Origin of the sequence: Peptoanaerobacter stomatis (assembly GCF_000238095.2) — a bacterium.
GTDB lineage: Bacteria > Bacillota > Clostridia > Peptostreptococcales > Filifactoraceae > Peptoanaerobacter > Peptoanaerobacter stomatis_A.
The window spans coordinates 349,120-362,427 of the sequence record NZ_JH815225.1 but is presented as its reverse complement, the minus strand read 5'-3'; the positions used below and the strand labels follow the sequence as shown (position 1 = coordinate 362,427).

The window sequence follows — 13,308 nt, the reverse complement described above, 5'->3', positions numbered from 1 at the left end:
ATAATAAAACCGACGATCAAGGAGTTTATATGAATATAAATGAACTTATTTTTAAATTAGATGATAGTTATTCTGAAGATGATTTTTACTATATAACTTCTTTTTTGAACGCTCTTAATACTGCCGGTAAAAGCAAAAATACTATATACTCATATTTTAGAGATTTAAAAGTTTTTTTTGATTTTAAAAACAATAATGAATTGTTAAAAAAGATACCTATTAATAATTTAAAACCAATAAACATAAATATTTATTATTCTTATTTAGTTTCAGAAAAAGGCAACTCTACGATTTCTATAAATAGAAAGAAATATGTGTTAAAATTATTTTTTGAGTACTTGATAGAAACGGAAGTTTTAACAAAATCTCCTATTCCTAAAGAAAGCATAATAAAATCTAAATCAAAAGTAAAAAGCAAACTTCCTACATATCTCGAAATAGATGAGATACAGAAGATAAACAACAGTATAATGGATTATTATAAAGATAAATTTGCTAAATCGAGAGATTTTTTTATAATAAACCTTTTTCTTCATACAGGTCTTAGAATTTCAGAGCTTATATCTTTGGATATAGGCGATATGGAAAAGACTAAAAAAACTGATTTTTTATCAATTATCGGAAAAGGAAATAAAGAAAGAATAGTGCCTATAAATATAGAGGAATTAGCAAAAGAATTGCACGATAATGATAACCTTATAGAAAAATATCTTGAATACAGATACGCTATGGACACCGATGATGATGCATTGTTTGTATCTCACAAAGGCAAAAGATTATCGGCAAGATATATCCAAATCGCATTAAAGAAGATAATATCATATTCCAACATAGGAAAAGATATAACTCCGCATAAATTACGCCATACTTTTGCAACTCATTTTTTGAAAAATGGAGCAAATTTAAGACTCGTTCAAGAAGTATTGGGACATAGTTCAATATCTACAACACAGATATATACGCATTCAAATAAGCAAGATTTAATGGACGCTATGAAGAAAAATAATATAAAGTATTAATATCTATTAAATTTTTTAAATATATTAAAAATAAAGATTTATTAAGCGAAACTGTAATCATATGTTTCAACTTAATAAATCTTATTTTTATACTAATATATCATTAAATAAGTGCATAAACTTTTAATATTATATTAAAACTATATTTTTTTAAAACTCTGCATTGCCTACAGTTCTCGGGAAAGCTATAACATCTCTTATATTTGACATACCTGTTAAATACATTATCATTCTCTCAAATCCTAAACCATATCCTGAATGCTTTACTCCACCATATTTTCTTAGTTCCAAATACCACCAATATGTTTCTAAATCAAGATTGTTTTCTTTTATTCTTTGTTCCAATACTTCAAGTCTTTCTTCTCTCTGTGAGCCCCCTATTATCTCTCCAACTCCCGGTACTAATAAATCCATGGCAGCGACTGTTTTGCCGTCGTCATTTCTTCTCATATAAAATGCCTTTATCTCTTGAGGGTAATCAGTTACAAATACAGGTTTTTTGAATATTTTCTCTGTTATATATCTTTCGTGTTCTGTTTGCAAATCTATGCCCCACTTTACAGGATAATCGAATTTTTGACCTGATTCTTCCAATAATTCTATAGCTTTTGTATAAGTTATTCTTTCAAAATTACTATTTACAATATTGTTTAATCTATCAAATAATCCTTTGTCTATAAAGCTGTTGAAAAATTCCATCTCTTCTTTTGCATTTTCAAGACAATAATTTATTATATATTTTACCATTTCTTCAGCAACATTCATATTGTCATTGATATCTGCAAATGCCATTTCAGGTTCTATCATCCAAAATTCTGCAGCATGTCTTGCAGTATTTGAGTTTTCCGCTCTAAATGTAGGACCGAAAGTATAAACATTTTGAAAAGCCAAAGCATATATTTCAGCCTCTAATTGGCCACTAACTGTAAGGTTAGTTTTTTTACCGAAGAAATCTTTACCAAAATCTACTTCGTTATCATTTTTAGGTAAATTATTCATATCAAGTGTAGTTACTTGAAACATTTCTCCTGCACCTTCAGCGTCAGAGGCTGTTATTATAGGTGCATGTACATATACGAAATTTTTTTCTTGAAAAAATTTATGTATTGCAAAAGCTGCTAATGAACGTATTCTAAATACTGCAGAAAAAGTATTTGTTCTCGGTCTTAAATGTGCCATTGTTCTCAAGTATTCAAATGAATGTCTTTTCTTTTGAAGTGGATAATCTACAGTTGATGGAGCTAATAATTCAACATTTATAGCATTTACTTCAAAGTCTTGTTTTGCAGCTTGTGTAGTGACTAACTTTCCTATTACTTTTATAGCTGTAGATATAGGATATTTCACAATATCTTTGAAATTTTCAAATTTATTTGATTCCAATACTATCTGAATATTTTTAAAAAAAGTTCCATCATTTAATTCTATAAACGCAAATTTATTTGAATCTCTGACAGTCTTTATCCAACCTTGTACAGCTATATCTTTTTCTATATAATCTTGTGAATTTTTAAATATTTCTTTAATTGAAACTGCTTTCATTTTAATTAACCTCTTTAACGTAAATTTTTCTAACTAAAAAACAAGTTGCATAGTTAATATTATATTGCAAAAACATTAACTACACAACTATTTTTTATAATTTATTTTGTAAAAATTATTTTTATAATGCTCCTTTATATATGAGTCTTATTTTTTCCAAATTAACTTCGCCTTTTTCTCCCAACTTAGTAAAACCGTGTTTTTCAAGTTGATTAGTTAATATCTCTACAGCTTCTTCACCAATTTCATAATCTTTAAAATGTGTAGGTACACCTAAACTTTCAAAAAATTCGGCAGTTTTTTGTATTGCTTGATCTATTTTTTCATCTTCGCTACCTTGTGTTATATTAAATATATTTTTTGCATATTGTAGTATTTTATCTTTTTTAGAATTTCTCATTACATTCATAAGAGATGGTAATACTATTGCTAAAGTTCTTCCATGATCTATACCGTATTTTTCTGTTATTTCGTGTCCTAATATATGAGTTGCCCAGTCTTGAGGAACACCACATGCTAAAAATCTGTTAAGTCCATTAGTTGCCGCCCACATAAAATTAGCTCTTACTGCATAATTGTGTTTATTTTCATCAACTATATCACTTCCAAGCTCTATTAATGTTTTAAGTACACCTTCTGCGTGATAGTCTTGCACTCTCGCATCTACAGGATATGTTAAATATTGTTCCATTACATGGACATAAGTATCAACAACTCCGTTTGCCAACTGACGTTTCGGAAGAGTATAAGTAAGCTCAGGATCTAAAACTGAAAATTGAGGATGCACCAATGGAGAACCAAAAGATAATTTTGCTTGTCTTTCTACAAAAGTTATTACTGCGCCGTCATTCATTTCTGAACCTGTAGCCGGTAAAGTTAAAACAACTCCAAATGGTAAGGCATTTTTAACTTCTGCAGGTTCGTTGTTACCCCAGAAAAATAAATCTTTAGGATCTCCTTCAAATAACACAGCTGCACAAATAAATTTTACAGCATCTACAACAGAGCCTCCACCAACTGCCATTATAAAATCATAATTTTCTTTTTTTATAAGTTCTACAGCCTCCATGGACTTTTCATAAGTAGGATTTGCCGGTATTCCTGAAAATTCTCCTATTTTATAACCTTCAAGAGCTTTTTTTACCTTATCTATTGTGCCAAATTTTTTAGCGGAACCGCCACCATATACTATCAATATCTTCTTATCTTTAGGAACATATTTTGAAATTTGTGAAATTTGATCTTTTCCAAAAAGTATTCTAACAGGGTTATGATACATAAAATTTTCTATTGCCATTTCCAACGCTCCTATTCTCTAATTTTAAGTTATACTAATTTCTTAATAGAATAATAATAGATATTTTATTAAGAAGCTTATAATAACGTTGTATTTTATTAAATTTACAAAGCAGTATTTTTTTATAACTCTATTGGATTTTAGTATTAATCACAAAAACTATATATCTCTATAAATTTTTAACATTAATTTAAAGCTTTAATATAACAAAAAATCTTATTTTTTTAAATAATATAAGTATGTTAAAAATTTTATTGAGCTTTATAATTCAAACAAATATTTTTGTTCATCAGGTGTTAATTTTCTATATTTTCCTTCTGATATTCTTCCTATTTTAATTTTACCTATCGATATTCTTTTCAACTCTTTTACTTCTCTTCCAAGAGCTGAAATCATATTTCTTATTTGTCTGTTTCTACCTTCATATAATACAACTCTATATGAATTTTCGCTAAAATCATACAAACTTATTTCAGCCGGTAAAGTTTTTTTACCGTCCAATAAAATTCCCTCTCTAAACTGTTTCATCTGATTTTCACTAAGTCTGCCATTTAATGTAACTATATACGTTTTGGATATGTGGCTTTTTGGATGAGTAAGTTTATTTGCTATATCTCCATCATTTGTAACTAATATCAGCCCACTGCTGTCATAATCCAATCTTCCTACAGGATATACACTTATATCGCTTGGAAAAAAATCTGTTACACATAATCTACCGAAATTATCCGATACACTGGAAATCACATTTTTAGGCTTATTGAATAAATAATAATATTTTTTTGTTTTTACATCTGATATTATATCTCCGTCAAGTTCCACCTCATCACCATCATTTACTAAATATGACAGTGAATTTAATATTTCTCCATTTACTTTAACTTTTTTTTGAAGTATAAGCTCCTCCGCTTTTCGTCTTGAATATGATGTTTTCGAAGCTATAAATTTATTTATTCTCATTAAAACTCCTAAATTCTATAAAAAATATTTATACTGATACTAAACACTAATTAAAAATATATTATAATATTTTAAAAAGTTATATTTTTTCAAAACAATTATAAAATTTAGAAATATTATAATTTATATGGTTTTTAGTATGAAATATGCCTTACTGTATTGTAAGTAAAGTGAATTTTTGCTTAAAAATTTGTTATTTCATTAAACGGATATAATCTTACAACCACTTTACCTATTATTTCATCTTTTATATTAACTGTACCTACTTCTTGTGCTCTTGAGTCAAATGAATTAGGTCTGTTATCTCCCATAGCAAACACTTCATCTTCAGGCACAACTATATCTACATCTCCATCTGTGTAATCTCCGTTAATATAGTTTTCACTTTGCAATTCATCATTTATATATACATTCCCGTCTCTTACAACTATGTGGTCGTTTGGTACACCTATTACACGTTTTACCAAATCTTTATCATTTCCGTTTTCATCCTTTATATGAGATTTAAAGACTATTATATCCCCTTTTGAAGGTTTAGAAAACCAATAAGCTGTCTTATTTATTATAAGATAGTTGCTATTTTGTAAAGTTGGATACATAGATTCACCTCTAACTATTGTAGGAGTAATAAAAAAACTTATTAAAAATGCTAATATAACGGCAAACACTATGGTTTTTATCCATTCAATAAATTCTTTTTTAAATTCAACACTCATAAATCTCTCCCAATTATATTTTATAATATCTTGTGATAAAAATTATTATATTAATTATTGTTTTGGTTGGTTTTGATTGGTTTCAACATTTTCTTTTGCAGTAACTTCAATATATTCAGGCACTATTTCCAAGCTTTTAACACTTTTATCTGTTTTATATTTTATATCTACCCTATTTTCGTTAATTGTCGCAACATCAATATAAAGATTTATATCTTCTTTTTTTATATCTGTATCATCAGAATATAATGTTAATTTTATATTTTCCGGTATTGAAATATTGTAATTATTATCATTTGACAGTACTTGTATTTCTTCTTTTTTATAATCAAACTCATATTTTTTTGATGATTCTACATTTTTTATAGATGCCATTAGTGAAACTTGTTTGACATCTGAATAAATATCACTTGGTAAATCTAACTCTACCAACATCTCTGAATTATTAGAAAGCTCTGATGATATTATTTTTTTTGTTTCTATTTGAGTTATAGAGTCTATTCTTGAAGCTTTACCTTGAATTTTTATGGTTTCAGGATTTATACTTACTTGTGATATATTTAAGCTGTCATCATTTTGTATATTTAGCTTTATAGGTACAATTTTTTCTTTTTTTAGAGTGACAGTGACTATTACATCGGAGTCATCTATATTAAGACCATCTATCTCATGGTTTTCACTGTCCAAAACTTTAACTTTTGTCAGTTTTGAAAAATCTTTAGAATTATTAGCCAAGTCCAATTCAACTTCAACTTTATTTATTTTTTCAATAAGTGATGACGGACCTGAAACATATATATTATCTTTTGAAAGTTTTATATTATCAATATAATAATTTTCTGCAAGAGAACCTATTGATTTTATTTGAATTTTTTCCGATTTTCCTTGTTTTTCTTCTATACTAAGACTTATATTGCTTGGGGTAATAGTGTAGGATAAATCTGTATTATCTCCGGACATTACAATTTTTGCTTCATTACTTCCTACTTGGATATTTTCAAGTATTGCTTGCAATTTTATACCTAATTTTACTTTTTTTGCTATTACTGAGCGTCTACCTTTAATTTGTACATTTGCTTTTAGCTCTTGATTTGGTGATAAAGTAAGGTTATTTTTCTCCAATTCATCCAAATTGGATACGCTTATTGATACGGATGTAATATCTCTTGTATCTATAGGATCTAAATCTGACATAACATATACCCACATAAAAAAGGCAAAAAATATACAAGCTAATTGAATTTTTATATTAGAATTTTTATGACTTTGTTTCATCATTTTTTCCACCTTTTTTTAGCTGTAAAACATTATTGTTATTGTTTCTTATGAGATTTTGACTCAGCATATTTCTAAGCCTTTCTTCGTTTAAATCTCTATACAGCTTACCTTTTATAGCAATAGATATATATCCTGTTTCTTCTGAAACCACAAGCGAAAGACAATCTGATTTTTCAGTTATACCAAGAGCGGCTCTATGTCTTGTACCCAATTCTTTGTTTAAATTTTTGTTTTCTGTAAGTGGCAAAAAGCAGGCTGCCGCAATAATAGAATTTTTCCTTATGACAACTGCACCGTCATGAAGAGGTGTATTGGGAATAAATATATTTATTAGTAATTCTCTTGAAACTATCGCATTTAATTTTGTACCTGTTTGTATTATTTCATTTATACCTGTTTCTCTCTCAAAAACTATTAAAGCACCTATTCTCTGTCTTGACAAAGACAGACAAGCTTGTACAGTTTCATTTATGACATCAACTTTTTGTTTAGCGGTTTCTTCATCGCTTTTCATAATTAATTTAGTTCTACCTATATACTCCAATATTCTTCTAAGTTCAGGTTGAAAAACTATAATAATCGCAATAAGTCCAACTGTTACCGTATTTCTTAATATCCAATTAACAGCATGTAGTTGTAAAACTTCGGATAATTTTAGTGATATCACTATTATAAATATCCCTTTAACAAGTTGTTCTGCCCTTGTTTCTTTTATAAGTTCATATAATTTGTATGAAACGTATGCAACTATCAATATATCTAATATATCTGTCAACTTTAAATGCGTTATCAAATCAATAAAAGGATATATAAATTCATCATACCACATATAACTACCCTCCTTTATATAATAATTTATATTTTAATATCACAAATTAACGAAAAGATTATATGATTATACACATATTTATTATATCAAAATAATCTTTCCAATAGCTTTTATTATTAAGATAAAAAATTTTATAAAATGTTTATTTTTTTATTTATATGTTATTCTTTTTAATAAATTTTTCTAAAACATAATTTACAAAAATAATATTAATTAATTTCATATATAGGCATTTTTAATGTTCTTCTTACAAAGTCAAGTGCATTACTTGTAGCTATTCTTCTTATTCTTTGCCTATTTCCTACTATATTTAATTTTTTACAATAAGTCTGTCCGTTTATATATAATCCTATATACACTAAACCTACCGGTTTTTCTTCGCTACCTCCATCAGGTCCTGCTACACCTGTAGTGGATATTGCTATATCGGAGCCTGATTTTTTTGCACAAGCAGTTGCCATCTCTATTGCCGTTTGCTCTGATACCGCACCGTATTTTTGCAATGTATCTTCACTTACACCAAGCTGAATTTTAGATTCATTTGAATAAGTAACATAACCGCTTTTAAAACATTTGCTTATACCTGATATATTTATGATTCTTGATGATAGCATACCACCTGTACAAGATTCAACTGTTGATACAGTCAAATTGTTATCCATAAGATATTTACAAACAACGTCTTCTATAGCTAAATCATCTCCGTAAGCATATATGTTGTCATTTAATATGCTTTTTATTTTTTCTATTGTAGGTAACAACATATTTTCTGCAGTTTTTTTATCATCATCTGATGCCATAACTCTGAGAGTAAGACTTTTATCTTTGAAATAGGGAGCAATAGTAGGATTAGTTTGATGTTTTATCAATTCCATAATCATTTCTTCCATTTTAGATTCGCCAATTCCGATAACGTTTATAGTTTTACTGGCAAAATATTTTGAGGATAATTTGGAAAGATATGGTATGACATAATTTTTGAGCATAGGCTTCATTTCTCTTGGAGGTCCCGGCATTACAATAATTATTTTATTGTCTTTATTTATCACACAGCCACTCGCTGTTCCGTTAGGATTGTCAAGTATTTCATAGCCTTTTGGAAAATATGCCTGTGTCATATTGCCTTCATTAAGTTCATCTTTCCTATTTTTAAAATAGTTTTTTAATTTTTCTACTTCATTTTCATCAAGAACCATATCAACTTTCAAAAAATCGGCAACAATATCTTTTGTCAAGTCATCTTTTGTAGGTCCTAAACCTCCGGTAGTTATTATTATATCACTTCTGTCATATGCCTTTTCTATATCTTCATACAATCTTTTAGGATTATCTCCTACTGTATCTATATTATAAACCGATATTCCGATTTCTTTTAATGCTTTAGCTATATCGCTTGCATTTGTATTTACAACTTCACCTAATAATAATTCTGTTCCTACAGATATTATTTCTGCTTTCATAAATATCTCCAAAATATTAAATTTATTCTTTTTAAACCTCTAAAAAATCTAATCCATTGTACAATATAATTCTTAAAAAAATCTTATATTCATATTAAATTTTATATATATACCAACAATTATAATATATACTTATTATAATTTCTATATATTTATTAAATTATTTTTTTTAAGTATATTATAAGCAGCATCTTCCGGATACACTGAATTTACTCTTATACCTGATGACATTTCAAATCCTGCACTTCCTGCTATTTTAGGTATTATCCTAAATGAATAGTGATATGAATCTTTACATTCAGTTTTATTTTTTAAAAGTGAATTTAAATACATATTAAATGGAAAATTTCCAATTGTGTTATATAAGAGATTGAATACTTTATACAACATCTCTGATAGATACGAAATTTTCTCTTCATTTTCAAAAGATGATATATGATTCTTAGGAAGTATCCAGGTTTCATATTTATAAGCTGAAGCATATGGTTCTAATGCTATAAAATACTCATTTTCATAAATTATACGTTTTTCAGCTTTCATTTCGAAGTTCAACATATCACAATACGGACAAGAATGTTTATCTTTATAATATTCATATGAAGAATTTATCTCATAGTTTAATTTTATAGGTATAGCATCCAAACTTAATATTTGGCTGTGAGAGTGCTGTAAAGACGCTCCCCCAAGCATTTTATAATTTTTAAACAAGCTTACATAGCTTATATCATCATTATTTATAAGTTCTTTATATCTTTTATGTATCTTTTCATATATAATATTGAATTGATTTAAATCCATAGTAAAATAGGTTTCGTTATGTTTTGGAGTTTCTACTATAACATCATGTATTCCTGTTGATACATAACAAAACTTATTTATACTCTTAATTTCCATTTCAGTTTGTATTATAGGATACATATTTGGAATGATTTTAACCTTCCAATTCTCTTCGCTGTCATACTGATTTTCAGGTGTCATATGCTCATTGCCTACGCAAAAAGGACAGTTTGGAGAATATTCTATATCATCAAACTTTTCAAACACATTCATTATGTTTTTATCCCATAAATCAGTGGGCTTATTTTCTCTTATATTCGTAAATATTACTGCTCTTTTTGTTACAAAATCCAGTCTTATTTCAGACATAAAATTAATAACCTTTCTTCAAATCAACAATATTTTTAAGCGGTTTATTCTCTATAAAATTTTTCATATTATCATATAAATTTTCAAAAACTCTTTCATTTTTTTTAGATGAACTCCAAGATATATGCGGAGAAATATATACATTTTCCATATCCCAAAACGGTGATGATACATCAAGCGGTTCATTTACAAAAACATCTAAGCAGGCATTTTTTACAATACCTTCTCTCAAAGCCCAAAGCAAATCATCTTCATTTACAACAAGACCTCTTGACACATTGATAAAATTAGTACCTTTTTTGAATTTTTTCAGTAAATCCTTATTAATATAATTATATGTTTTGTCAGTTGCCGGTAACACATTTATGATAAAGTCCGATATGTGTAGAAATTTATCTATATCACTTAAGCTGTAACATTCATCAAAAAAATCCATATCTCTGCCATTACTGTTAAGACCTATTATTTTCACACCAAAATTTGACAATCTTTTGGCAGCTTCTGTTGCTATACTGCCTGTTCCAAGAAATAAAAGTGTTTTTCCATCAAGCTCATCAACATCTCTTATAAACTCCCATTTTTTCAACTGTTGATTTTCTATTATTTTTTTATCATTTTTTATTATTTGCAATATATTATATACTATCCACTCTCCAATAGGCTTTGAGTATATTCCGTTTTGATTTGATATCTTTATGTCTGTTTTTAATAATTCTTCTTTCGGTAAGTGTTCAAATCCTATAGATGCAAGTTGAACAAGTTTAAGGTTAACAAATTTATGTAAATTCTCAGATGTCAATGTTTTAAAACAATGAAGTACATCACAATCATAATCTTCTTCATTTAAAAATTTATTTCTTACAATTACATCATATCCCAAATCTTCTATCATCTTTATCTGCTCATCAGTGTATTTTATTGTAAAAACAGCTTTCATATGTTTCCCTCACTATTTATATGTTGTTTATTATCGTTAATTTTTTATACTAAAAGTTAATAAAATAATTGATACTTTTATTTTTAAAAAAGTAATTATCTGAATAAACCTAAGTATGTTTAAATTAAAAAACTTATATAAATTTTATCCTATTAAATGAATATTAGCATTTATATTATTACCTGACAAAAAAATCTATAATTACTTTTGTATAAATTTTATAAAAAAACTACTGAATATTTATATTTTACCATAAATGTCAGTAGTTTTATATATTATTTTAATTTTAAATTTTATGTAATTATGTTTAATGATAAATAACACTTAGAGCAATACGCAAATATAATTATGCTATATGCTGAAATAATAGCAGTAATTTTTTAATAAAATTAAGATTATTTATCGTCTTCGTTTTTTCTTCCCCTTAAAAATATTGCAAAACCGAAAAAGAAAAGCATAATTACAAAAACAAACCAAGATAAACTCCTCACAAGCGAATAATAATAATTCTCATAAAAGTCAACACCGTCAACATGTACATTAAATAAAGTAGGATTTATAAATGAACATATAGCTAACAATATCGCAGTTATCATTATCTTTGCACCTATTTCTCCTTTATTATTTAAAAGATAATCAAATATCATTTCCCAAAACTCCTTTTTATATTATAAAAACCTTGAAAATATATAATTTTCAAGGTTTTTAAGTTCAAAAAATTATCTCTTGGAGAACTGTGGAGCACGTCTTGCCGCTTTAAGACCATATTTCTTTCTTTCTTTCATTCTTGAATCTCTTGTTAAGAAACCTTCTGATTTTAGAGTTTTTCTTAATTCTGCATCTACTTCAAGTAATGCTCTTGAAATACCGTGTCTTATCGCTCCGGCTTGACCTGTAAATCCACCACCGGAAACATTTACAAATACATCGTACTTACCTAATGTTTCTGTTATTTCAAGTGGTCTTCTTACTTCTCTTTTTTGAGTTTCATATCCTGCTCCGAAATAGTCTTCTACGTCTCTCTTGTTTATAGTTATTTTTCCGTCGCCCGGTAATAATCTTACTCTTGCAACAGAACTCTTTCTTCTTCCTGTTCCGAAATATTGTACCTTTGCCATTAAAGTTTACCCTCCTAAATTAAAATTCGTAATTTTCTACATTTTGAGCTTGATGAACATGTTCAGGACCTGCAAATATTCTTAGTCTCTTCATCATAGGTGCTCTTAATTTGTTTTTAGGGAGCATTCCACTTACAGATAATCTTATTATTTCTTCAGGTTTTTTTTCTTGTAATTTCTTAAAGTTTATTTCTTTAAGATTTCCTATATATCCTGTATGGTGTCTATATACTTTGTTGTCTCTTTTCTTACCTGTAACTTCAATCTTTTCAGCATTGATAACAACTACATAATCACCACCGTCAACGTGTGGTGTAAAAGTAACTTTGTGTTTACCTCTTAATAGTTTTGCTATTTCAGTAGAAAGTCTACCAAGAGTCTTTCCTTCTGCATCTATAAGATGCCATTTTCTTTGAACCTCTGAAGGTTTTTGAACATAACACTTCATTGTTTAATTTCCTCCTAATATGCATAAATAATCAAATACACTCTGTATCATAAGTCCGGGGCTAATGGACAACTTATCTATACATTCCAGAGTATTTTATTATAAAAATATGAACTTGTCAAGTAAAAATATATAAAACAAGCACAATTAACCTTTAATTTATATATTTTTATATAAATTATAATCTACTGTATCAAAATTAGAATAAATAATTATTCAATTTTTTAATATAAATGCTGTTTTTAAATTAAAAATATATAGTTATAGATTAAAAACAAAAGCTTAAATTTAGATTTTTGCCAATCCTTCTTGTATCAATATCATTAAATCTTCTATTGCCTCATTTTCATCAGGTCCTTCCGCTTTTATTTCTATAGTTTCACCGTTTCCTACGGAAAGAGCCATAACTCCCATTATAGATTTTGCATTTACTGTTGAATTTTCTTTTGTTATCAATATATTTGATTTATATTTATTTGCATGTTGAATAAATACTGCTGCAGGTCTTGCATGAAGTCCTAAATCATTATTTACTACAATTTCTTTTTTTATCATATC

14 protein-coding genes are annotated in these 13,308 nt (G+C 27.4%); 1 reads left to right on the top strand and 13 read right to left on the bottom strand.

Annotated elements, in window-relative coordinates; translation table 11 throughout:
- Positions 1–29 precede the first annotated feature (29 nt).
- The gene (locus HMPREF9630_RS01545) at positions 30–1,019 is read left to right on the top strand and encodes a tyrosine-type recombinase/integrase (protein WP_009526788.1); all 990 of its coding nucleotides are present in this window, start codon (positions 30–32) and stop codon (positions 1,017–1,019) included.
- A gap of 150 nt (positions 1,020–1,169) precedes the next feature.
- Here the strand turns inward: HMPREF9630_RS01545 and asnS are convergent, their stop codons facing one another.
- From asnS to HMPREF9630_RS01480, 13 genes are all read right to left on the bottom strand, one after another.
- Positions 1,170–2,561: an asparagine--tRNA ligase gene (asnS, locus tag HMPREF9630_RS01540; protein ID WP_009526787.1), complete on the bottom strand. Its 1,392-nt coding sequence runs from the start codon at positions 2,559–2,561 to the stop codon at positions 1,170–1,172.
- A gap of 121 nt (positions 2,562–2,682) precedes the next feature.
- On the bottom strand, positions 2,683–3,858 hold the full coding sequence (locus HMPREF9630_RS01535) for an iron-containing alcohol dehydrogenase (protein ID WP_009526786.1): 1,176 nt from the start codon (positions 3,856–3,858) through the stop codon (positions 2,683–2,685).
- A 261-nt stretch (positions 3,859–4,119) separates the two neighbouring features.
- A complete protein-coding gene (locus HMPREF9630_RS01530; protein WP_009526785.1) occupies positions 4,120–4,818 on the bottom strand; it encodes a pseudouridine synthase in 699 nt (232 codons plus the stop codon).
- 182 nt (positions 4,819–5,000) lie between these two features.
- A complete protein-coding gene (lepB, locus tag HMPREF9630_RS01525) occupies positions 5,001–5,534 on the bottom strand; it encodes a signal peptidase I (protein WP_009526784.1) in 534 nt (177 codons plus the stop codon).
- 54 nt (positions 5,535–5,588) lie between these two features.
- On the bottom strand, positions 5,589–6,812 hold the full coding sequence (locus HMPREF9630_RS01520) for a CdaR family protein (protein WP_009526783.1): 1,224 nt from the start codon (positions 6,810–6,812) through the stop codon (positions 5,589–5,591).
- Entirely contained in the window at positions 6,793–7,641 is an 849-nt protein-coding gene (gene cdaA / locus HMPREF9630_RS01515) for a diadenylate cyclase CdaA (protein ID WP_009526782.1), read from the bottom strand. The genes HMPREF9630_RS01520 and cdaA overlap by 20 nt, the downstream gene beginning before the upstream one ends.
- A 209-nt stretch (positions 7,642–7,850) precedes the next feature.
- The gene (locus tag HMPREF9630_RS01510; RefSeq protein ID WP_009526781.1) at positions 7,851–9,101 is read right to left on the bottom strand and encodes a competence/damage-inducible protein A; all 1,251 of its coding nucleotides are present in this window, start codon (positions 9,099–9,101) and stop codon (positions 7,851–7,853) included.
- A gap of 144 nt (positions 9,102–9,245) precedes the next feature.
- The gene (locus tag HMPREF9630_RS01505; protein ID WP_009526780.1) at positions 9,246–10,247 is read right to left on the bottom strand and encodes a galactose-1-phosphate uridylyltransferase; all 1,002 of its coding nucleotides are present in this window, start codon (positions 10,245–10,247) and stop codon (positions 9,246–9,248) included.
- Between the two features lie 4 nt (positions 10,248–10,251).
- Complete coding sequence (locus tag HMPREF9630_RS01500) at positions 10,252–11,184, bottom strand: phosphoglycerate dehydrogenase (protein ID WP_009526779.1); 933 nt, start codon at positions 11,182–11,184, stop codon at positions 10,252–10,254.
- Between the two features lie 395 nt (positions 11,185–11,579).
- Entirely contained in the window at positions 11,580–11,831 is a 252-nt protein-coding gene (locus HMPREF9630_RS01495) for a hypothetical protein (protein WP_009526778.1), read from the bottom strand.
- A 72-nt stretch (positions 11,832–11,903) separates the two neighbouring features.
- The gene (gene rpsI, locus HMPREF9630_RS01490) at positions 11,904–12,302 is read right to left on the bottom strand and encodes a 30S ribosomal protein S9 (protein ID WP_009525774.1); all 399 of its coding nucleotides are present in this window, start codon (positions 12,300–12,302) and stop codon (positions 11,904–11,906) included.
- 19 nt (positions 12,303–12,321) lie between these two features.
- The gene (gene rplM / locus HMPREF9630_RS01485; RefSeq protein WP_009526777.1) at positions 12,322–12,750 is read right to left on the bottom strand and encodes a 50S ribosomal protein L13; all 429 of its coding nucleotides are present in this window, start codon (positions 12,748–12,750) and stop codon (positions 12,322–12,324) included.
- Between the two features lie 288 nt (positions 12,751–13,038).
- Positions 13,039–13,305 carry an HPr family phosphocarrier protein gene (locus HMPREF9630_RS01480; RefSeq protein ID WP_009526776.1) on the bottom strand — a complete coding sequence of 89 codons (267 nt, stop codon included), beginning with the start codon at positions 13,303–13,305 and terminating at the stop codon, positions 13,039–13,041.
- Positions 13,306–13,308: the final 3 nt, after the last annotated feature.